Annotated in this window: 24 protein-coding genes and 1 pseudogene; 7 read left to right on the top strand and 18 right to left on the bottom strand. The window is 37.1% G+C overall.

Features of this window, described 5'->3' with window-relative positions:
* The 6 genes and pseudogenes from ACFSFY_RS09595 to ACFSFY_RS09620 all read right to left on the bottom strand — a co-directional run.
* Window positions 1-223, bottom strand: a pseudogene (locus ACFSFY_RS09595) (ISL3 family transposase); the annotation flags it as partial.
* 266 nt (window positions 224-489) lie between these two features.
* Window positions 490-810 (bottom strand): hypothetical protein, encoded by a 321-nt coding sequence (locus tag ACFSFY_RS09600; RefSeq protein ID WP_381537566.1) that lies wholly within the window; start codon window positions 808-810, stop codon window positions 490-492.
* Between the two features lie 67 nt (window positions 811-877).
* Window positions 878-1,780, bottom strand: coding sequence for an acetamidase/formamidase family protein (locus ACFSFY_RS09605; protein WP_381537568.1), 903 nt, complete (start codon window positions 1,778-1,780; stop codon window positions 878-880).
* Window positions 1,781-1,850: 70 nt separating this feature from the next.
* Window positions 1,851-2,570, bottom strand: coding sequence for a sulfite exporter TauE/SafE family protein (locus tag ACFSFY_RS09610; protein WP_381537570.1), 720 nt, complete (start codon window positions 2,568-2,570; stop codon window positions 1,851-1,853).
* Between the two features lie 106 nt (window positions 2,571-2,676).
* The gene (locus tag ACFSFY_RS09615; RefSeq protein ID WP_381537572.1) at window positions 2,677-4,191 is read right to left on the bottom strand and encodes an acetyl-CoA hydrolase/transferase family protein; all 1,515 of its coding nucleotides are present in this window, start codon (window positions 4,189-4,191) and stop codon (window positions 2,677-2,679) included.
* Between the two features lie 126 nt (window positions 4,192-4,317).
* Window positions 4,318-5,028: a LytTR family DNA-binding domain-containing protein gene (locus ACFSFY_RS09620; RefSeq protein ID WP_381537574.1), complete on the bottom strand. Its 711-nt coding sequence runs from the start codon at window positions 5,026-5,028 to the stop codon at window positions 4,318-4,320.
* 74 nt (window positions 5,029-5,102) lie between these two features.
* Between ACFSFY_RS09620 and ACFSFY_RS09625 the strand changes: the two genes are divergently transcribed.
* Window positions 5,103-5,735, top strand: a complete 633-nt coding sequence (locus ACFSFY_RS09625; protein WP_381537576.1) for a CBS domain-containing protein — start codon at window positions 5,103-5,105, stop codon at window positions 5,733-5,735.
* A 220-nt stretch (window positions 5,736-5,955) separates the two neighbouring features.
* Here the strand turns inward: ACFSFY_RS09625 and ACFSFY_RS09630 are convergent, their stop codons facing one another.
* Together ACFSFY_RS09630 and ACFSFY_RS09635 are read right to left on the bottom strand one after the other, a co-directional pair.
* Window positions 5,956-7,263, bottom strand: coding sequence for an alkaline phosphatase family protein (locus tag ACFSFY_RS09630; protein WP_381537579.1), 1,308 nt, complete (start codon window positions 7,261-7,263; stop codon window positions 5,956-5,958).
* A gap of 153 nt (window positions 7,264-7,416) precedes the next feature.
* Window positions 7,417-7,593, bottom strand: a complete 177-nt coding sequence (locus ACFSFY_RS09635) for a hypothetical protein (protein WP_381537581.1) — start codon at window positions 7,591-7,593, stop codon at window positions 7,417-7,419.
* Window positions 7,594-7,719: 126 nt separating this feature from the next.
* Here ACFSFY_RS09635 and ACFSFY_RS09640 point away from each other — a divergent pair, with 126 nt between their 5' ends.
* The gene (locus ACFSFY_RS09640) at window positions 7,720-9,684 is read left to right on the top strand and encodes a GTP-binding protein (protein WP_381537583.1); all 1,965 of its coding nucleotides are present in this window, start codon (window positions 7,720-7,722) and stop codon (window positions 9,682-9,684) included.
* Window positions 9,685-9,743: 59 nt separating this feature from the next.
* Here ACFSFY_RS09640 and ACFSFY_RS09645 read toward each other — a convergent pair whose 3' ends face one another.
* The 5 genes from ACFSFY_RS09645 to ACFSFY_RS09665 form a co-directional block, all read right to left on the bottom strand.
* Window positions 9,744-10,058, bottom strand: coding sequence for a DMT family transporter (locus ACFSFY_RS09645; protein ID WP_381537585.1), 315 nt, complete (start codon window positions 10,056-10,058; stop codon window positions 9,744-9,746).
* A 2-nt stretch (window positions 10,059-10,060) separates the two neighbouring features.
* Entirely contained in the window at window positions 10,061-10,408 is a 348-nt protein-coding gene (locus ACFSFY_RS09650) for a DMT family transporter (protein ID WP_381537586.1), read from the bottom strand.
* Between the two features lie 60 nt (window positions 10,409-10,468).
* Complete coding sequence (locus ACFSFY_RS09655) at window positions 10,469-11,044, bottom strand: TetR/AcrR family transcriptional regulator (RefSeq protein WP_381537587.1); 576 nt, start codon at window positions 11,042-11,044, stop codon at window positions 10,469-10,471.
* A gap of 94 nt (window positions 11,045-11,138) precedes the next feature.
* Window positions 11,139-11,768: an SAM-dependent methyltransferase gene (locus tag ACFSFY_RS09660; protein WP_381537588.1), complete on the bottom strand. Its 630-nt coding sequence runs from the start codon at window positions 11,766-11,768 to the stop codon at window positions 11,139-11,141.
* Between the two features lie 207 nt (window positions 11,769-11,975).
* Window positions 11,976-12,875, bottom strand: coding sequence for a LysR family transcriptional regulator (locus tag ACFSFY_RS09665; RefSeq protein WP_381537590.1), 900 nt, complete (start codon window positions 12,873-12,875; stop codon window positions 11,976-11,978).
* 120 nt (window positions 12,876-12,995) lie between these two features.
* Here ACFSFY_RS09665 and ACFSFY_RS09670 point away from each other — a divergent pair, with 120 nt between their 5' ends.
* The gene (locus tag ACFSFY_RS09670; protein WP_381537592.1) at window positions 12,996-14,186 is read left to right on the top strand and encodes a coenzyme F420-0:L-glutamate ligase; all 1,191 of its coding nucleotides are present in this window, start codon (window positions 12,996-12,998) and stop codon (window positions 14,184-14,186) included.
* Window positions 14,187-14,297: 111 nt separating this feature from the next.
* On the top strand, window positions 14,298-14,831 hold the full coding sequence (locus ACFSFY_RS09675; protein ID WP_381537594.1) for a GNAT family N-acetyltransferase: 534 nt from the start codon (window positions 14,298-14,300) through the stop codon (window positions 14,829-14,831).
* Between the two features lie 19 nt (window positions 14,832-14,850).
* Here ACFSFY_RS09675 and ACFSFY_RS09680 read toward each other — a convergent pair whose 3' ends face one another.
* Window positions 14,851-16,539, bottom strand: coding sequence for a diguanylate cyclase domain-containing protein (locus ACFSFY_RS09680; protein ID WP_381537596.1), 1,689 nt, complete (start codon window positions 16,537-16,539; stop codon window positions 14,851-14,853).
* Between the two features lie 359 nt (window positions 16,540-16,898).
* On the opposite strand from ACFSFY_RS09680, the gene ACFSFY_RS09685 reads away from it, so the two are divergent.
* Entirely contained in the window at window positions 16,899-17,183 is a 285-nt protein-coding gene (locus ACFSFY_RS09685) for a phospholipase (protein ID WP_381537598.1), read from the top strand.
* An 81-nt stretch (window positions 17,184-17,264) separates the two neighbouring features.
* Here ACFSFY_RS09685 and ACFSFY_RS09690 read toward each other — a convergent pair whose 3' ends face one another.
* Window positions 17,265-17,375 carry a YfhE family protein gene (locus ACFSFY_RS09690; RefSeq protein ID WP_381537599.1) on the bottom strand — a complete coding sequence of 37 codons (111 nt, stop codon included), beginning with the start codon at window positions 17,373-17,375 and terminating at the stop codon, window positions 17,265-17,267.
* Window positions 17,376-17,521: 146 nt separating this feature from the next.
* Between ACFSFY_RS09690 and pgeF the strand changes: the two genes are divergently transcribed.
* Window positions 17,522-18,298 (top strand): peptidoglycan editing factor PgeF, encoded by a 777-nt coding sequence (gene pgeF / locus ACFSFY_RS09695; protein ID WP_381537601.1) that lies wholly within the window; start codon window positions 17,522-17,524, stop codon window positions 18,296-18,298.
* A gap of 270 nt (window positions 18,299-18,568) precedes the next feature.
* Window positions 18,569-19,102 (top strand): ECF transporter S component, encoded by a 534-nt coding sequence (locus ACFSFY_RS09700; RefSeq protein WP_381537697.1) that lies wholly within the window; start codon window positions 18,569-18,571, stop codon window positions 19,100-19,102.
* A gap of 285 nt (window positions 19,103-19,387) precedes the next feature.
* Here the strand turns inward: ACFSFY_RS09700 and ACFSFY_RS09705 are convergent, their stop codons facing one another.
* The 3 genes from ACFSFY_RS09705 to ACFSFY_RS09715 all read right to left on the bottom strand — a co-directional run bounded on the left by ACFSFY_RS09705 (window position 19,388) and on the right by ACFSFY_RS09715 (window position 22,358).
* Entirely contained in the window at window positions 19,388-19,933 is a 546-nt protein-coding gene (locus tag ACFSFY_RS09705) for a hypothetical protein (RefSeq protein WP_381537603.1), read from the bottom strand.
* A gap of 11 nt (window positions 19,934-19,944) precedes the next feature.
* The gene (locus ACFSFY_RS09710) at window positions 19,945-21,126 is read right to left on the bottom strand and encodes an Alp7A family actin-like protein (RefSeq protein ID WP_381537605.1); all 1,182 of its coding nucleotides are present in this window, start codon (window positions 21,124-21,126) and stop codon (window positions 19,945-19,947) included.
* Window positions 21,127-21,710: 584 nt separating this feature from the next.
* On the bottom strand, window positions 21,711-22,358 hold the full coding sequence (locus ACFSFY_RS09715) for a vWA domain-containing protein (protein ID WP_381537607.1): 648 nt from the start codon (window positions 22,356-22,358) through the stop codon (window positions 21,711-21,713).
* Window positions 22,359-22,389 lie beyond the last annotated feature (31 nt).

Below are 22,389 nucleotides of genomic sequence, written 5' to 3' on the forward strand. Positions count from 1 at the left end.
AGGGAAGCGTAATACGTGAAGTCTGTGTTCCATTTTTATAGATTGTATAGTTTTGATTTACAATGCCGCAGGCATCGCAATGTGTAGGGGTAAAGCTTAGTTTTTCTTTTATAAACTTACAGCTATTTCCTTTAAAAGTACCCATTTGAAAAAAATCATGTTCAAAAATAACGTTTGAGTCTTGAATATCAATGAGCATTCTAATATCATTAGTAATTGACAAGTGAGTTCCCTCCTAGATGATGGTTTTCGACGACTTTAATTCTACAGGGAGCTTCACTTGTTTTCTACTGAAAATAAAAATAACGTAAGTGAAATTCCATCACCTTCTCCAGTAATTCAGGAGAGGGTGATTTTCTTTCACCAACGTTATAAATTATAGAACCAAAAAGACCCGGCCAGGGTCTTTTTTCAATTTCCTTTATATCCTCTATTTGTATCATCGATGATTTCTAACTGTATAACCAAAAGATTGTTTAATAGCGTTTTTCAAGAAAGTAATTGTGCCAAACCACCAATGATTGCTATTGTAAGTAATACCTTGCTAACCGTAATAAGTTTTTGGTTTGTTAACTTCAATACCACTGCCAAAACAGCTATGAGACCCCAAGCTGTCGCCAAAACTCTTTGTCCTGTGTAGCTTGTAGGCAACGCGGTAAACGCTAGGTAAGAAACAAAGATGCCTAACAACATATTAATAATAAAAATACTATTTCCCGACCCGCCTTTACGTCTATGCAACAAAACTAGAGTAATGACTGCCGTTATTATTAAAATGATAAATAATATCTCCAATATTCCCAGTGCCATAAAAGTTTCTCCTTTCTCAACTTATAACTGTACTACCATTTATGAACCATCTTATATCTATGATACCCTATTTTGACGCCAATTTAAATAACGGCTCGCCAAAAAGTGATTTTGGTATAGCAACACGCACAGTCATTAGCGGATTGACAATTTGGCTGATTTGCAAATCGCATGTCGCACTTAATAAACGGTAGGCTTCATTGAATGGCAGCGATAACTTTTCCTGTAGGAGTGTAACAACAGTTTCCAGTCCTCGGTTCGTTGCTTCCTCGAACGTCTTACCTGAAGAAATCACCATATAGGAATCCTTTGTTTCTACGAAAGGCATTGTAATTTTCTCCGTTAGTTTCGTAAGTCTTAGCGTTACTTTCCCATCGATTTCAACACCGGAACCGTTTAATTCACCATCACCCATTGCTGCGTGCAAATCCCCAAGTCCGAACAGGCCGCCATCATGGAATACAGGGAAATAAACCGTATTTCCAGTTGTGATGTATTTGGTATCCATATTTCCGCCATGATTTCCGGGTGAGACAGTCGAAACTGCTTCTCCTTCTGGAGCAACACCTATGACACCAATCATTGGACGAAGTGGCAAGCGAATATTTTCATTAAAAATCACTTTATCCCCTACGATAGGCATTATTCTAGTATCCATTTTCGGTACTAATTCTCCAATAGGTCCCATCCCTGGATAAAGCATCATTACACCATATTCATCTAATTGAATATCTAAAATTTCAACACGTAATGTATCTCCGGCCTTCAATCCTTCGATGTATATGGGCCCTGTCGCAGGATTAATAAAGGGTACTTCTACATCTGTTCTAAGTTGTTCCTCACTTTTAAACACACCGCTGTAACAGTCATGCGTTTCAACAACAAATGTTTCTCCCAGAGTAACTGTATAAGCAGGTTCATGTGCGCTTGAAAAGCTTGTAACAAATCTATTCTTTTCCAAGTAAATCATACCAAATTCCTCCATTTCTCAAGTTCTGTACTTGTATTCTTTTAATCAATTTAGTTTAGTATAACTTTAATCAGTTCATTGTGGAATCAAGTAATAAATAGAGTCCAGTGAACACCAAAATTACATACGTAATCCTTCGAAAATATTTTTGATTGATGTAAGCAAAGATACGCTGTCCTATATAAAGACCAATAAACAACACAGGTAAAGCAGCTAAACTAGAAGTCCAAACAACTTTACTTGTGCCCGCAAAAAATACTTGAGTAAGTAAGCTTGCGGAATAAATAAAGAGATAAAAAGCCAGTGTTGTTGCGCGCAAGGATTCCTTATTCGTTTCCGTGCCAGAGAAATAAAGTAATAACGGGGGTCCCGGCATACCAATTGCTGTAGTAAGTCCTCCCGAAAATAAACCTACCGCATAATCGCGACGGTTCGTTTTTTTAATTCGGTATTTTAAAATCAGTAAAAACGTAAGCACTAAAATTACAATGCTTATTCCAAGCTTCAATCTTGTAGCATTCGCCATTAAAAACAAAAAAATACCAATCGGCAAGCCAGGAATACTTCCTATGATAAAGCGTTTTACGATACCCAAATCTATATCTTGCCGTATTTTAAAGAATAGGACGGCAGAAATAATAAGAGACAATACGATATTGATTTGAATGGCTTCCCTAGGCTCATATATCATAAGTAAAAACGGAGTGGCCATAATTGAAAAGCCAAAGCCTGTACTTGTTTGTAAAACAGAGGCAAATAAAATAATTAAACCGAATCCAATAATCACCAAGTCAAAACACCACTTTCAAATGAACCTTGTGATATCTAACTATACCATTTTAAACCATAAAAAAAGAACCTAAGCAAGTCGAAATTGCTTAAGTCCCTTTATTTAATCAAACAAGTTGTCTAGCAAGTTCACGCATAGTCCCATTCTTCGCAAAGTTTGTGTGCCAAGAAAATGCCTTTTCCAATACGTGTGGCGTATGCCCACCCCGTTCAAGTGCCTCACTATAGTATTCGCGAAGTTGCTCACGATACATTGGGTGCGCACAGCGTTCGATAATCAGTCCTACACGCTCTCTTGGAGCAAGTCCGCGTAAATCTGCATATCCTTGTTCCGTAACAATTACATCGACATCATGTTCCGTATGATCCACATGCGAAGCAAAAGGTACAATGCTAGAAATGTCTCCACCTTTTGCAATTGATTTCGTCACAAAAATCGCCAACCTTGCATTCCGTGCAAAGTCTCCAGAACCACCAATCCCATTCATCATTTTCGTTCCCGAAACATGCGTTGAATTTACATTTCCGTAAATATCCAACTCCAACGCTGTATTAATTGAAATTAATCCAAGACGGCGAATGATTTCAGGGTGATTCGAGATTTCCTGCGGACGCATGACCAACTTATCTTTATACGTCTCAAAGTTATTAAAAACATGTTCCATTTTCTCTTCAGATAAAGTAATGGATGCACATGAAGCAAACCGTACTTTTCCAGCATCGATTAAATCAAACACCGCATCTTGAAGGACTTCCGAATACACTTCTAAATCCTCAAATTCCGAGTGAATCATCCCGTGTAGGACTGCATTAGCAACGGATCCAATTCCCGATTGGATAGGTGCAAGTTTTTTCGTGAGTCTTCCCGCATGAATCTCTGTGCGCAAGAATGTAAGTAAATGCTCCGCCATCACTTCAGTTTCTTCGTCTGGTGCAACAATTGAAGACGGCGAATCAAGTTGATTTGTAAGAACGATCCCTATAACTTTATTGACATCAATCGGTATACCAATCGAACCAAGTCGATCATCCACTTTTGTTAATTGGATTGGTTGTCGCTCACCGAGCTTGCCCGGATCATATAAATCATGAATGCCTTCAAGTTTTGTTGACTGAGCTAAATTAATTTCAATAATAATGGACTTCGCATGCTTTGCAAATGCCAATGAATTCCCAACGGACGTCGTTGGAATGATCATTCCATCCGCCGTTATTGAAACCGCTTCCAAGATTGCTATATCGATTGGTTCAAGAACATTTTCTCTAATTAGTTCTGCTGTATGTGAAAGATGATGATCGACAAACAAATGTTCACCGTCATTGATCTTTTTACGCATTGTTGGATCCGCTTGAAAAGGAAGACGCTTGTGCACAATTCCCGCCTCAGCAAAAAGTCGGTCGATATCAGAGCCGAGTGAAGCACCTGTATAGACATTTACTTTAAAACTTTCTGTTTCAGCACGCTTTACTAATGCTAAAGGAACCGCCTTTACATCACCTGCACGTGTAAATCCACTTAAACCTAGCGTCATACCATCTTGAATCCAAGAAGCTGCCTCTTCAGGTGAAACAATTCGATTCCTCAATTCAAGATTATTAATTCGCTCGTTAACGTTCCCCATTCAATTCTACTCCTTTGTTCACACTATCTACTTATTTTATCTCAAATACGAATAATAAAGAGAAATTCGGTACTAAAGAGAGAATTACACGCCAGGGCAGTAGGAAAAGCGTTTAAAACAGTGTATTTAAAAACCCAATAACTTCCTAAAGTAGCTGGAGTATGATTGGCTTACAGGTATTCTTGTCTGATCGTCCATAGCTAACACAAAAGTAGAATGGGTATCTGGATAAATCGCACGAATATGATTGACATTTACAATGTAAGACCGATGACAGCGTACGAATGATTTTCTAGGCAAAATATATTCAAACTCTTGCAACGTATTTTTATGTGTTCCAAAAAACTCTTTTGCATAGACATATGTTTTTCGATCTTTCACCTCTATGTACCGTACATCTGAAAAGTGGGTCGGAATCCATCCGTCCGTTGTTTTTACTGTAACAACGATCTGTCCATCTGTGAATGTCGGGTGAATTGCCAATACACAGCCTTCAATCAGTCCGTTCTTATGAAAGGGAACGGCCATTCCATGATACGGCACTCCGAATAATTCACGATTAATGAATTCAGATACTTTTTGATTTTGGGCGATTGCCTTATATGCAATCGTCCCTTCCCTAACCGGATCACCCGGCCGAATCTTTAAGTCGACACGTTTACTTGGACGATAATAAATGTATTCTGTTGTATTTGTAACTGCAATTGATATTTCATCAGAAAAAAGCTCTCCTACTACATCTAATAGTGATGTGCTATTTAAAAACTCCACGGAAATATACCTCCCAGTTAATGGCTGCTCATTTTTCTGTTTTTCATCAAAAGCTCTTATTGTCATCTTACCATTTCTCCATTATAGTATATATATAGTCGAAAAATTTCGATAATGTTAAACTGGAGGAGGAAATAGAAATGTTTGTAAGGGATTTATATTTAGAAATACATGAAGTAACCACAGTAAGAAATGATCAGAGTGTAGCTGAGGTCTATGAAACCATCAACAAAAGTGGATACAGATGTATTCCGGTAATCGATACTGAAGGCATGTATAAAGGAATGATTTACAAAGTCCATATAATGGAGTATCTCTATGAAAACGATGGCGACGAAAATGCTACAATCGATTCCTTATTGAAGCATAAAAACGAAACCATCTCCAAATTCTCGCCTTTCTTAAAAGCTTTAATAGCCATTAAAGCGTTACCATATGTGTGTGTTGTTCAAGACGGTAAATTACTTGGGATTTTAACACAAAACCGAGTAGAAAGTGTCTTAAAAGATGCATTTGGAATGACTACAGGTGGTATAAATATCACACTATCTTCCGTTGAAGCGAAAGGTATGATTGAAAAGTTAACAAGGACGCTTCGTGGTGAGAATATTGAAGGTATGTTTACACTAGATAATGGATCCGTAATTGCCCGTAGAGTCGTTATTACGCTTGAAGATGGAAAAACGGATGAAGAAATCAATGTACTTCGCGATAAGTTAATTAAACACGGATTTAGAATTTTACACATTGATCATATTGACAAAGTAGAGTAAAGAAGAGGAGAAAATCCTCTTCTTTTTTTAATTTGATAGATATCCGACAGCTGGACGACGATATCCGCACATTCAAGGGCGATATCAGACACTTTCTACCAGATATCCGACAAAACAAGCGAGATATCCGACACTTCTATCATTATATCCGCATAACAGGTCTTACGGCCTACGTGAATTGCTTCATTACTTATTCAATTTATCGAGCTTGCACCTAATCTTAATTGTCCAACATTTCTTCTATCACTCTTCCGTCCGTATCTCCTAAGTCCACCCCAAGAAGCCGCGCAAACGTTGGTCCTTCGTCAACGAGACTCATCGACTGTACTTCCACATTTGGTTTAATGCCCTTACCCGTTGCAATAAAAACCGTAGAATACGATTCTTTTTCGGGAGAATACCCGTGTGAAGCATAGGTATACTTGCCTTCTTCCACATCTTTAGTAGATATTACGTCGATTGACTCACCATCAAGATGTTCCGTAAAGTAAAATCCCTGCCGCGCTTCAAGCATGAAGGCAGCCTTTGAATCAGCTCCAAGCCCTCCCGCATCCTCACCGGTCAAGACAAACTCAATTCCGTTGTCTTCATTTGCAACAAGTGAATAAAGTAATGCACTTAACCTAGCCTTTGTTTGAACATCTTCCGGATCTTTCAAGTAAATATAAGCCGAACCATCGTTACTTTTACATATTGCCTTCCATTCTTTCACTTTTCCTTTGTTATTAAGAATAATGAGGCCGCTTTCCTTGAGATATACATTCATTTTAATCACTTTTGTATGATCGAGAGAACTATGATCACCAAGCGCGACAATTGTGGAGTGTTCATACATACCGCTTTCTTTTAGAGCCAACAGTATTTTTCCAAGTCGCGCATCGTGACGCTCGATTGCGTCTGAAGCTTCTTTTGAAGAAAATCCATAACGATGTCTTTGTGTATCAAGATCTACAAGGTGAATGAGCATCAAATTCGGCTTTTTATTCATTATTGTATAAACGGTAGATTCTGTAACGAAATCATCCAATTCCGGTTGCGCGGTTCCTCTTCGGAGATGGCCAAACATTCGATTCAGCTTAAGTTGGTAAAGCTTACTTCCATTCATAAACGAAACCGCAATCTGGTTATGCCAAGGCCGATTCGCAAATATTTCGGGCATATGATAGTCAATTTTGGCCTTTGCCGTTACGGGCCATAAGAACGCAGCAGTCGTCATACCGGCTTTCTTGGCCTCGTCATACAAAGTTGTACCTTTAATGTGATGTCGCTGCCAGTACCAATCTGGTGATTCTCGGTTCGGTTGCAACATCGTGTTCGTCACAACGCCATGTCGATTCGGATAATTCCCCGTTACTATACTTGTATGACACGGATACGTTACCGATGGATAAATCGTTTTTACTTGCTTACAAACTGCCGCCTTATCAAATAACTCTTGAAAATTCGGGAGTTGTTCTAATTTCGGGAGATCTAATGCAGAGAGACAATCAAAAGAGATCACAATTAAATGCTGAGTTAAGCGTGTCATCTTACACTTCCTTATCATTTAGAAGATTATTAACAACTCTGTACTCTTTTACTTTGAATCAAATGTAAAAGAAAAACACCAACTTAAATTAGCTGGTGTTTTGTCAGGTATACGGAAATCTATGGGTTACTTTTCCGTCCTGTTGTTTTCCTATTATAGCTCCTGATAATCTCTTTGATGCAGTCCTCCGTCTTTCACTTCTGAATGATACAAAGCTTTAAGTGCATAACTTTTTTCAAGATCAAGTTCTTTCATAACCTGTTTAAGACGAGCGGAAAGTTCGGGACTGTTTTTCACGAGCTTCTCCATCTTTGATTTAACGTATTGCATAACTAATTCAACCTCCTGTACACTCGATTTGTCTTTACAGTATACCATTAATTGAGCCGACATTTCGTTTCAACGAACAGGTGGTATAATAAATCCAATCACTACGAAGTGAATGGAGGGTCATGAATGAACAAGACCATCGGAATTCTTGCACATGTAGATGCGGGTAAAACCACTTTCTCTGAACAACTGCTTTATCACACAAATAGCATTCGCGAGCGTGGCCGTGTAGATCATAAAGACGCTTTTTTAGACAGTCATGCAATTGAAAAAGACCGCGGCATCACAGTTTTTGCCGATCAAGCGGTATTCGACTTTAACGATTCTCACTATACAATTATAGATACTCCGGGACACGTCGACTTTTCACCCGAGATGGAACGTGCTGTGCAAGTAATGGATTATGCCATTATTATCATTAGTGCTGCTGACGGTGTTCAAGGTCATACTGAAACCGTTTGGCAACTTCTACAAAAAAATCATATACCTACTTTTTTCTTTATTAATAAAACAGATCGTCCCGACACGAATACAGCTGCTATTATTGAAGAATTACGTTTGAACTTATCGGATAACATTATTGATAGCACTAACTCTTTCAATGATGGTGTAATGACAGAGGAATTCATTGAGTTCATTGCTGAGCGTAATGAAGGTCTTTTCGAGTATTATATGGAATTTGGATACGACAAGGACAAATGGTTAAAGGCAGCAAAGACAATGATTAAAGACGGCAGCCTGTTTGTTTGTTCAAGTGGTTCCGCACTTAAAGATATTGGTGTCCTTGAGTTTTTCAAGAAGTTGGACCAACTTACAGATACATTTTATGAAGATGAGCAAGAATTCGCAGCACGTGTGTACAAAGTTCGACATGATGACAGTGGAAATCGCGTTACTTTCCTTAAATCGGTAAGTGGTGTCTTACGCGTAAGGGATGAAGTATTGGCTGGTGGAAACGTAGAAAAAATTACGCAGATCAGACACTATAACGGTGCTAAATATAAAACAATCGAAACTGCCCATGCAGGTGAACTCTTTGCGGTGACAGGTTTAACAAACGCTTCCGTAGGTGACGGTCTTGGTAAACTAACCGAGAAAGCTACTTATGAGCTAATTCCTACGCTCAAATCAAATGTTTTGTTCGATCCAACTGTTCATGTCCAAGAAGTGCTTCGTGTATTCAATATACTGGATGCTGAGGACCCTTCCCTGCGCGTCATTTGGGATGAATACTTTCAGGAAATCCATGTTCATGTGATGGGAATTATTCAGTTGGAAGTTCTTCAGCAAATTGTTAGCGAACGTTTCTCCATCCGTATTACATTTGCAGACCCTAAAATACTTTACAAAGAAACAATCGAAGACGCAGTAACGGGTTACGGTCATTTTGAGCCCTTGAAACATTACGCAGAAGTTCATATACACATCGAACCTACCGAAAGAAACAGTGGACTGTCCTTTGAAACCAACTGTCACGCCAATATCTTATCCATTGGCAACCAAAATCTTGTTCGTCATCATTTATTTGAACGAAGCCACCACGGGTTATTAACCGGATCTACGTTAACAGATCTCAAGTTCACACTGCTAACCGGCCGTGGACATAATGAATACACGTCTGGTGGGGATTTTAGAGAAGCGACATTACGAGCGCTTCGACAAGGTTTGGAACAAGCGGTAAATATTCTACTTGAACCTTATTACAACTACAAAATAAAAATAGAACTGGGTCACATTGGACGAGTTCTGTCGGATATACAGCAAGCACACGGAACATTTGAACCACCCGAAACAACAGGCAGTCAGACGACGATTACCGGCCGAGTGCCTGTTTCAACTTTTATGGATTACAGCACCACCTTCGCATCCATTACAAATGGCAAAGGGTCGCTCAGCTTACAATTTGGAGGGTACGACCGTTGTCATAATGCGGAGGAAGTCATTGAAGAAATTGGCTACGATAAAGACGCTGACCCGGAATACACATCGACATCTATTTTCATCCTAAAAGGTAAGGGCTATAAAGTTCCTTGGAACGAGGCAGAAGATGCAATGCATTGCCTGGATAAAAAGAAAAAGCTTCACTACTAGATGGGCATCGCAGCACAGTGCGATGTCTTTTTCATTAAAACGATTATCACTAGCTTTACTTAAGAAAGGACTTTTAATCCCACCACAGCAATTATAATAAGCAACACACTTGCATAGCGACCAGGACTTCTTGACTCACCAAAAAAGAACATATTAATAAGCACTGCACCAGCTGTACCAACACCTATCCACACTGCATAGGCAATACTAATCGGCAAGTAACTAAGGGCTCCATATAAAAACGCAAATGAAGCACCAAAACCAACAATGTATAAAGATCCACTTTTTAATGTTTTTTCTTGACTATGCATTTTAAGACCAATAACACCGACAATTTCACTTACGGATGCTAAAAAGACAAATAACCATCCCATTTTCACACAAATCCTTTCGCTTGTTTTTCTTCTTCGACTTTATCCGCTAAATTTAAACTAATAACTCCAACTACTAATAGAACGATGAAGAAAATTTTACCGCCACTTAAACTACCACCAAAAAAGAATACATCCATTAAAGAGGTTCCAACCGTACCAATTCCAGCAAAAACTGCATATACCGTTCCAGTGGGAAGGTTTTCACAAGCTTTCGCTAAGAAATGGAAATCAACCAAAATGAAAGCGACAATAATAACCCAATGCCACCAAACGCTTGCGACATTGAAACCGAAAATCCAAAATAGCTCAAAAAAGCTTGTGAGTCCTACAAAAATCCATCCTTTATTCATTTCCCATTCCTCCAACACTTTTAATGACTGAACGTCATTCATTAAATTACGTACTAAAAGTTAATCCTTCACACCAAGTGCATGTTTTACAAATTGATTCACTTCAATCTTTTGAATTCGCGCCTGATCGTCTTTATCGCTGTCATATAAATAGATTTGCTCGGCCGCTGACTCAATGAGCCCAATCATAATTTTTGCAGTTCGTTCAACATGGATTGATTCACGTATGACACCTTCCGATTGAGCTTCTCGCAACAGGTCGCTTACCCATACATAAAAAGGATTGTATACCGCTTCCCATTCTTTTAAATGTTCTGTTGATGCGAGTCCTGCATAAATCAGGGCCTGTAACTCATTATAATCACGCGTTACCATGAAGATGGAATCTATTATTTGTTCTATTTTAGTCGAAAAGGAGACATCATCTTGAACGTTTCCTTTTATGATCGTTAACGTTTTTTCAACCATAATTTCTGCGATTGCGGGCATAAGTGATAATTTAGAAGGAAAGTATAAATAAAATGTGCCTTGCGCAACGCCCGCTTCTTTCACGATATCGGAAATCTTTGTTTTTTCAATTCCTTTTTCACTAAAGATCTTTACGGCTGCACGAACAATATTGTCTTTTTTATTCAACTTTATGACCCCTTCCACAATTATGACTGAATGTCATTCATTATAATACGCTTATTTAATTCCGTCAAGCTATTCAAAATTAAAAGCCTTTTGTTCAACGAATAAATTGACCGTCTTCCAATGCTTCGTAACGAAATATTAAGAACCGTTCATTGTCATTTACTTCGTACATTCGAGGCACTTTCACTTCATTCAAAAACTCAAAAGGTGTCGTTTCAAGATATTCAATATACTCCATTGTTGGATAGTAAAGGATGAGATCGACAGAACGATTCTTTTTATCGACAGAAAGTAATATATTATCAATCACTTTTGAAAATATTTGTACTGAAAATGGATTGAAAAAGTAAAACAGATTATCCGTTGGCTCTACTTCATATTCCTCAGCCAAACACATTTCAAACTCGATGAATCCCTCCTTCTGCTTATTCTTCTGCATATAGCTGGCCTGGTTCTCAAGTGCTTCTTGGTACATCTGTGGGTTCATTTCAATGCCTTTAGACGATATATGGAATCGATTGTGTACATAAAAAGGTAGTCGCCCTTTACCACACCCAAAATCGACAACTACATCGGACTTCCCTAGTTCATATTCGTCGAAGAGGGCGTCTAGTGCTTCGTAGGGTGACGCTTCATAGCGGTTGTAATGTGCAGATTGTGTATACCATTCGCGCATTCCAATCGTTTTAATCCCTAGACTGCGATCGTATTCTTTTTCATTCATAAACATTCACCCCTTAAAAAGTTCATCTCTAATTACAGATTATCACACTAAACAGAAGAGAGTATACGTACTTAAGTACAATCGTCAAACTCCACGGGCTCCAGGTTAATTTAGTACTTACTACATCATAAAGATATATCTACGTTTTCCATATGAATAAAAAGAGAGTTTGATGAGAATAAATAAAACACAAGTAAGGATTGTTCCTTATGCATCGCTCAGACTATTCTTTTCGATTATTTCTACAAACCGAGTTGCAGCCGGCGATAAAGATACGCTTTTCAAGTAACAGACGCCTATGCTTCTTTTCGGTATTTCTTCTACTAATTGAACTTCATATAATAGTCCTTTATTTAAATAGTCCTTAGAAAACTCTTTGGATACACATGCAATTCCTAAATTTATTTTTGCAAATTCAAGCAATAAATCATGGGAACCCAACTCAAATTCCGGAGAAACTTTAATACCTTTAGATTCTAGAAAGTCCTCTACATACTTTCGTGAATTCGATTTCGGCTCGAGCAATATTAAAGGCAGTTGCACAACTTCGCTAAACTTCATTGGTTTAGATACGATGTTTTTGTATTTTTCTCCGCTCACGAAAATATCATGGATATCAATGCTTGGTCTTAATTCCAATGCGGGATCATAGAGTGGGAAATTACAAATTGCAATATCCACTTCGCCAGACTTTAATAAAGAACAGAGCTCAGATGTTGTTCCATTAATGATTTTAAACTTAATTTTATGATATCGATTATGGAATGTCTCTAAAAAAGGAAGTAAAAAGTACCTTGAGATTGTATCCCCTACTCCTATTTTTAATTCGCCGGCGGTTAAATTTTGGAATTCTAATATTTTTTCTTCTCCTACATGGAGTAAGTTAATTGCCGAGTTGGCATATTCAAATAACAGACTTCCTTCATGTGTTAACGAAACTCCTTTAGGCGTCCGATTAAACAAACGTATGTCCAATTCTTTTTCTAATTGCATAATCGACTGACTTACTGCCGGTTGTGTCATATACAATTCTTTTGCCGCTTGAGAGAAACTATCGCTTTTACCCACTTTGCAAAATACTCTATATAAATCTAATCTACTAACCACATAAGCACCCCTTATACCACCTATTCGATATATTAATTTTACTTATACCATTATTTTAGTGTATATTACAAGTAGATACGAATATTAAAAAATAATCTTTAATAATTAGGAGCGATACTATTGGAAAGAGTCGTTGGTACAGTTGTTAGAGGTCTACGTTGCCCAATCATAAATAGAGGCGACAATATCGAAGAAATTGTTGTCGATAGCGTTTTAAAAGCTGCAGAAGTTGAAGGAATTCGATTTAATGATAAAGATATTGTTACAATTACAGAGTCTATTGTTGCTCGTGCCCAAGGGAATTACGCCACAATCGATCACATAGCTAAAGATGTTCACGCAAAGTTTGGGGATGAAACAGTAGGTATTATATTCCCGATTCTAAGCCGTAACCGTTTTGCAATCTGCCTTCGCGGTATTGCCAAAGGTGTTAAAAAGGTTGTTTTGATGTTGAGCTACCCATCAGATGAAGTAGGTAACCACTTAGTTGAGGTTGATACTTTAGATGAAAAAGGTGTTAACCCTTGGACTGACGTTTTAACGGAAGAACAATTCCGTGGTCATTTTGGATTCGTTAATCACGCTTTTACAGGTATTGATTATATCGAATATTATAAATCCATCGTTGAAGAATACGGCGTTGAATGTGAAGTAATTTTCTCGAATAACGCCAAAACAATTTTAGACTACACAAAAAATGTTCTAACTTGTGATATACACACGAGACTCAGAACGAAAAAAATACTGAAAGAAAATGGCGGAGAAATCATTTACGGTCTGGATGATATTTTAGCAGAATCTATTGATGGAAGTGGGTACAACGAAGACTACGGTCTTTTAGGCTCAAACAAATCAACAGAAGATGAAGTTAAACTTTTCCCACGTAACTGCCAGCCCGTTGTTGATAAGATTCAAGAAATGCTTATAGAAAAAACTGGTAAGAATATTGAAGTGATGATTTATGGTGATGGTGCATTCAAAGATCCTGTAGGAAAGATATGGGAACTCGCTGACCCTGTCGTATCTCCAGCTTTTACATCTGGACTTGAAGGCACACCTAATGAAATTAAACTAAAATATCTTGCAGACAACAACTTCGCTGATTTAAGAGGCGACGAACTTAAAACTGCCATTTCCGAGTTTATCGACAATAAAGACGATGACCTCGTAGGTTCAATGGAGTCACAAGGTACAACACCTAGGAAACTGACGGACCTTATCGGTTCCCTATCGGATTTAACTTCAGGTAGTGGAGATAAAGGTACGCCAATCGTATTTATACAAGGCTACTTTGATAATTTCACAAAGTAACATTTATAAGTGCATGAAAAACAAGCAATACTAATGAATTCATTAGTATTGCTTGTTTTCATCTAATTTCCCCCATCTTCATATATAAAACTAGAAAGTAGCTGAAAAAGGATGACGATTATTCGTTTAAAAAACCAAATGAAGGTCACAGTTCAAGAAGCAACTAAAGAATATGCGAAACAAATAATTGATTTTTATAATGTTGTAGGCGGTGAAACAGACTTTCTTTCATTCGGGAAAGATGAATTTAAGCGCACTATAGAAGATTATAAAGACTTTATTGAATCAACCAGACTTGAACAAAACTCAATCATCTTATTGGCAATCCACAACGATGAAATAATCAGTATTGCTACCATTAGTTCGAGCCAAAAAGTAAGAGTAAAACATGTCGGTACGTTAGGTATTGTCATTAGCGAGAAGTTTATTGGAGTTGGTTTGGGAAAAGAAATGATGCTACAGCTCATTCAATGGGCAAGTTCAAATAGTATAACGAAAAAAATTAGTCTTGTGACGAGAGAAGATAATACCGTGGCCATTAAGTTGTATGAAAAACTTGGATTTAAAGAAGAAGGTCTTTTAATTAAAGACAACTGCATTAACAACGTGTATTACAACTCTTTAATAATGGCCCTGTTTATATAAAACACAAAACAGAAAATCTTTATACCCCTCCCTTCCCCTTAATCGCCACCTGAACATCTTCTTTAAACATCAGGTGTTTATCATTCTCCTCAAATAGTTGATTGCTATAAAATTGATAGATATTTTCACCCGTACCCTTCGCATTATACATAGCAATGTCTGCATACTTAATCAATTCGTCTGGCCTTTGACTATCGTCTGGAAACATAGCTATCCCCAAACTAGCTGTTACATGCAATTCGTTACCTTCAACAAGAAATGGTTTTTGTACAAGATCTAATAGCTTTGCAATTTTACGCTCAAACTCCTGATTAGATGTCACATTATAAAATAGAAAAGTAAACTCGTCTCCACCCATTCGTGCAACAAAGTCTCTATCTTTCACAAAAGAATCCAGACGCTTAGACAGCGCTTTTAATAATTCGTCCCCCATGTGGTGACCTAGTACATCATTAATCACTTTAAATCGATCTAGATCCATTAAACAAATAGCCATTGGTTCTTCTTCTATTTCCAGTCTTCTATTCAGCTCTTTTGAAAAATATGTTCGATTTGGAAGTTTGGTTAAGGAATCATGATAAGCCATATGCTGCATTTTCTCTCTTGTCTCTACAATCTCAGTAATATCTATTGTATAGACGTGAATATTTGTTAACTCTTCTTTTCTATAGATAGGTACTAATGTAATTTGTACGTTTATATACGTATTAGATAAAGTTTTAATTTTTGTTTCAAGCATTCGAGAATTGCCACCTAATGCCTCCGATAGATGAAAAGAAAATTCCTCTTGATCTGAAATATGGATAAAATCAATGAATGAGCTATTCCCTTTAATACTTTCAGGTTTCACACCAGTCATTTTTTCCACTGCATAATTAATCTTCTCAATTAGTCCTTTTGGATTCAACGAATAAATAGCAATAGCCTGATTATTAAAAAGTGTTGCATAGCGCTGCCTATTTTCATTAATTGCCTCTTTTTGTTCCTTACTATAAATTTCAGAAAAGAATCCTGGAACTAATTCTAATAAAATCAAAGCAAAAATATTCACCATTATTGGAAGTAATCCGTTATGTAAGTAAACCCATTCAGTTATTATAATAAATTGTTCTCCAAACAAATCAACGTCAGAAAACATTGTAATACTCGAGTAAAGAGCGTATCGAATACTCGCGAAAGCGATACCTATAGCAATACTACCAACAATAATCCATTGGATACGAATCATTGTTATATTTCTAATCTGCCTAATAAAACGAATTGCTGATATTGTATTTCCAATGAGCAATAGATTTGCACTAATAAATAAATAAAGACTCATCTTTAATTCTTCTTCAACCATATCACTCCAAATATCTACAATATTAATCAGGCTGATACATAAAGCAAAAATAATTGAGCTGAAAATTAATTTTAATATTGATACATCCCTCAAACAAATGGTGTTGATTGCCGTATTCACTGCAAAAGTACTATAAAGAAAAAGTCCTATTCCAAGCAAAAAATTAACATCGACAAACACACCCTCCACGTCTGAATTAAGGTGTACTATAAAAATAAGCGCTCCAAATATGAAAGATATGACGTGTATTTTTATTTTCGCTTGTTCAACAACTTTCATTTTCTTAATGAAAGTTATTGCTATAAAAGCGCATAGGCTAGCTACTATAATAGATATTAAGTATTCAGTTAGGGAGTAATACACCATTTATAGAAACCTCCATTTTAAACTACAATCATTACGATACTGAATCCTTATAACCATCAACTAGTGAATGTATAAGTTCTTCCACACACTTTCCATCTAGTTTCTTGTAAGCACCTTAGATTAACGTTACAGGGTATTAAGACTTTTTTTCAATTTATTAGCAGGTAATATTCGCTACTGAGCTATGATTTTACAGAATACTTAGTCGCTTTGCAACAGCACAATTCTGGGAACTTTATCACATTATCTATAATTACTAGTATTGTTAGAAATATCTACATCGTCTTTAGGCAATTATTGTCACATTACTCTTTCCTCTTGAATAGCTTGTATTAAGCGAACAAAAGGAAGTGATGTGAATGAATAGAAATGAGAAAAAGAGACTACGTTTTTGCGTATTCCCAGGATATAATTGGTGTGGGCCCGGCTGCAGCGGTCCAGACGCCCCTATAAACGCTGTAGATGCAGCTTGTAAAGTTCACGATGAATGTTATCGGGGCACTGGAAACCGGTGCAGATGTGACCGTGAGTTCTTACGGCAACTAGAGCAACATATGGATTTAAATACACAAGAAGGTCATCATGCCCGCGTTATTCATAAGTATATGAAGGTCCATTCTTTCTTCAACTGCAAGTTTCTTTAAAACACTAAAAACGATTGCCTGTAACCTGCAATCGTTTTTCAGCATTTATTATGATGTATGCTCGATTACCAACCTGAGTAGTCATTTGTGTCTGGATTTTTCTTCCTCTTCTTTAATTTTGTCCGCCTTCTTGAACTCTTCCTGGTACAATACTTCTTGCGCTGAACTAAGGCCATTATTTTTAACAGTCATTCGTTCATGAGGCGATCTTTTATCACTTATTAATGGATTCTCCTTTCCCTATGTCGTTAATTAGACATTCAAAATGATTGTTTATGTTTATTTGCTCAACATATACATTTTGAATGCAGTTGAGTATATTAAAAGCAGGTGATGATATGAAGACAAAAATGTATGTAAATAATGAGGTATTTATCGCAGGGATGACACTAAAAGATGAAACACAACTTGAAGACAATAATACCGCTCTTCATTCCTGTACGAATGCAAAAAGTATATTGGAAAACCGTAATAAGCTAGCTCATACCTTAAATTGTGATCTGGATAATTTTGTTTGCGCCAATCAAACACATAGTGCAAATTTCCACCGTGTAACACTTTCTGATAAAGGAAAAGGATCCAATCAATCGGATACTGCCATTCCAAATACAGATGCACTGTATACGTACGAACCGGATTTGTTGTTATGCAGTTTTACAGCCGATTGTGTCCCCGTAATTTTTTATAACAAAGTCAACGGCATGGTAGGAGTCATTCATTCCGGTTGGCAAGGTACTGTAAAAGAAATCACTTCACAGGTTTTTGGACATTTAACACATATTGAACTTTGTGATCCTATGGATGTTCATATCCAAATTGGTGCCGCTTTGAGTCAGGAAAGATTTGAAGTCGATGAAGACGTTTATTTAAAATTCAAAGACCTTGGTTATGCGGATGATTTTATTTATTACAACGATCAAACCAACAAATATCACATCGACAATCAGCTAACAGTGAAAAAGCAATGTGAATTAGCAGGTATCCCAGCTGGACAAATTACAATTGACCCGACTTGTACCTACTTGAGTCCAGATGGATTTTCATACCGCAAGGACAAAAGCACCGGAAGACATCTGAGTTTTATTATGAGAAAAAGCTCAACACTCAATGAATAAGGGTTTATTTTCTAAAGAAAAAGTGCTTTAGACCAATTGGTCTGAAGCATTTTTTGTACTCTATATAATCTTTAATAACGAAGAGTAGAACTTTCTAATTCATTCACTTGTCGTAAAACTGACGAAGTATGAATTCTTTATTGCTAGCAATTAATTATGACCCCATTCCAATCTGACCCCTACGTTTTATTCTTAATTGGCACTTTCAATAGCATCAACGATTTGCTAAGATTGAGAAAATTACAAACGAGGAAAGAGATGTTGAGGACAATGCAAAATACTACAAGTCAATCACAGGCACGTACATTTAATTTAATTCTTACAGCTATACTTATTGCGCTCGTTTTCGTCGCAACCCTATTATTGAACATTAAACTGCCCATTCGAGCAAACGGAGGACTCATTCATATGGGAACTGCCATGCTTTTCATAATTTCAATCTCATTTGGGCCGAAAAAAGGAGCCATCGCTGGTGCTGTAGGAATGGGTTTATTCGACTTAATATCCGGTTGGACGTTGTGGGCACCAATCACGTTTTTAGTTCGGGGATTGCAGGGATATATCGTCGGTAAAATTGCTTGGTCCAATGGCCGAAACGGAAATAGTAAAGGATACAATTTATTGGCTACAATTGTTTCGATTCCACCCATGATTGCTGGTTATTATATCTGGGAAGCATTTCTTTTCAACAGTTGGATTATACCCATGGCATCTATTCCAGGTGACATCGTTCAAAACGTGGTTGGAGTTTTAGTAGCCATTCCATTATGTGTTCTACTGAAAAAAACACCGTTCTTTAAATAGATTTTGAGGAAGAATGCTTTGTACATAGAGCATTCTTTTTTTGTTGCTTTAATATGAAACCTCGCAACGTTCTGAAAACCTCGCAACGTTTCGCCCAAACTTCCCAATGTTCTATGAAAATTCACGACGTTCCCCCTAGACTTCGCAACATTTTCCGAAAACCTCACAACGTTATACCATTCTAGCTCTATCAAGTCCTTCTGCAGTATTTACATAATATACAATAAAAACACGTCGACATATGTTATGTCGATGTGTTTTTATAATTATTTCCGAATAGAAAAGTCATTTATTCATTTGAGCAAGAAAGTCTCCTAAAGGATCTATTTCTTCCTCTGCTTCAACAGGGTTGTCCTCAGCCCTTGTGATCTGACCCCAGTCAAAGTTGTCTAAATCATCGTCAGGATCTCCCTTAGGTGAGTGATCTTCGATTTCGGGTTCTACTACTGTAGCAGCTATTTCTTCTTGTAGATATAAAGCGTCATCCACCTCTAACGCATTACTATTTAGTGATGCAAAGAGTGAGGCCGTACGATTCGGGTCTGACATTAGCTGATAGACAATGCTTCCGAGCAGTGCTTCGGAATGTTCGTGTTTCAGCCAATCCCTTTGCGCTTTGGTTAAGCCTTTTGGCAGCGGAATGACGATGGCTTCTCTATGTTTTACTATAGAGGCATTCACCCCATCGATTACAAATTCAGCAATTTTACTGGAGAAGTTTCTTCTTTCGACTTCTTTCAGCTTTTGCAATTGCCGTAAAGTGTGATCGGACGTATCGGACGGAAGACGAAATGTAATGGGCTGCCCTCTTTTTAATCCTTTTTCATTCATGCACTATCACCCTATTTTGTTTTTACTGTTTTCTCTTCTACTTTTGGTTGTACCTTTTGATTTTTTCTAGCAAAATCCGAAATTAACTTATAATACGAATTTGCCATCATCCAAACGCTTTCTTTTTCATCTTCAAAGAAATCGATATTATAACCATCTAGGCTATTATTCAGCGTTTTAAGATAATCTTTAAGGACGATTGAACCTCCACCAATAAAGTAACAAATTTCAGATTGCGAGTTTCTAGCCCACACATTACGCAAATGGCGGTATTGCTTTTTCGCTAAATCCATGAGAATTCGGTCTACGATATCATGCACGCTTGTCCGACTTCCTTTAACCATGATGTGGTTACGGTCATTTTTCTTCGTAATAATATCCACAACATCCATACGGCTGTCTAACTCAACACCGTGCCTTGCATAAATTTCTTCACGAATGGCATCAAGTGATGCTGATACTCCCAAGTTAAAGCCCTGTGCTTTATCATCATCGACTTTACGGTCTTTTATAACCGCCACATCCGTTGATAAACCACCAATATCTTGAATCAAAATTCTCTTGTCTATCAATTCTTTATTTATGATATTCAAGTCATTATCCATCACGAGATTAATAAATGCCGCAAATCCTTCTGGATACACTTTCACTTCATCAAACTTGATGTTTACTTTAATTCCTTGATATTTAGGCGTAACTAAAAACTCTACTTGGTGTACAGATCCAAGCAATTGAGAGCGATAGCCAACGTCTTTTCCTTCTTTAACTTCTCTTAGTGGAAGTCCTGTCCCAAGTGTATACGTAGCCTCGATGACATTATTATTGCGTTTGAAAATTTCTTTATTTTCATCGCGTGCCGCATCTAGTGCTAATGAAGCAAACATCATTACGAGCGTTTGGTCTTCCTCTGATTTGTTACTCCCTGGATCAAGTTCTGTTGAATTACCGCTTTTTGTAGCTAAGCTTCCTACACGGTAAATTGCGTTGTTTTCTTTTAATGCCGGAGAATGTAAACGAATATGGATACCACTTATAGGATCCTGACTGTCAAGTTCTTCAATTCCGATGATTGGACGATCTTCAACATCCTGTGCAATCACATTTGGTATATTAAGCTCTGCATCTAACTTTCCAAAAATAGCTTTCAAAGAATCATTTCCTACGTCAATTGCTGCAATTCGAGACACTGTCAAAATAATCATCCTTCCTATGAATATACATTACTACTTAAACTTTATCGGAGTTGAGCGGTAAGGTCAATATTAAACCCACAGTTGACATACAAACGTAATCTTGTATACATTAATGTAAACAAGATTACAATTCAGTACACTCCATCAAATAAGGCATGTGTACTACTTTGTAAACTTGTAAACTTTATTGTTTACATTTGTACACAGCTTTGTACACAACGATACTTATAATGTATACATGCAAATAGCAGTTTTTTCGAATACAGCATCTGACGTATTTTTGCTGTTTATTATCAAATTCGATAGTTCTGAATCCCCTTACAATTAAAATAACATCATTCTTTTATCATAATTCAAAATGGAAAGTACCACTATATTTGTATTTCATAAAAAACCAGCCTTACAGTTGCTCGTATTAGCCTTTTAAAATAGAAAAACGCATCATTCTATCAGGTTCTTACAAAAGCGCTTATAGATACCGCTCCTATAGCCTGAGGTGGTATTGGGTCAAAATAAAAAGGTGTTTGTGTTAAACATTCATGAAAAATCAAAATTCACGATTGTTTAACACAAATACCTCATAATTACTTCTGACGATTCTCGTAATCTTCTTCAATATCTTTCTTCCAAGAACGATCTATTTTCTTACCTTGTCGGAAGGAAGTAACAGCTTCATTAAGTACTTGATAGTTTAACTGCGTTCCCTCATTATCCGCATGATATTCAACTGCAAAGTCTTTATGAATACCAAACCTTGCCGCCGTAGAAATTGCGTCTATATTGGCACCAAGGAATATGAATTCCCAATTGTATTTTTCTTTTTGTTGGGAAATCAGTTTATTTACCATACTGTTAGTATATTCCTTACTTGAATTTTCCATTCCATCCGTAGTAATTACTACAAGAACCTTCCCGCTACTGCCTTTTTCACTTTTACTTTTTTGCACATGACTGATTTTATGGATTGTAGAACCAATTGCATCAAGTAGTGCAGTTGTGCCACCAACCTCGTATTCTCTTTCTGAGATAGGTTCAATCTCAATTATGTTCATACGGTCATGAATTAGTTTTAGTTCATGATTAAAAAGCACTGTAGAAACAGCTACCTCACCTGCCTCGCTTTTCTGTTTAGTAAGTATCGCATTATACCCGCCAATTGTATCCGCCTCAAGACCAGCCATAGAGCCGCTTTTATCTATAATAAAAACTAATTCAGTTACATCTCTTTTCATATTCATCATCCTCCTATTTACTTTGTAACCG

The sequence above is a fragment of the Sporosarcina siberiensis genome (genome assembly GCF_042681925.1).
GTDB lineage: Bacteria > Bacillota > Bacilli > Bacillales_A > Planococcaceae > Sporosarcina > Sporosarcina siberiensis.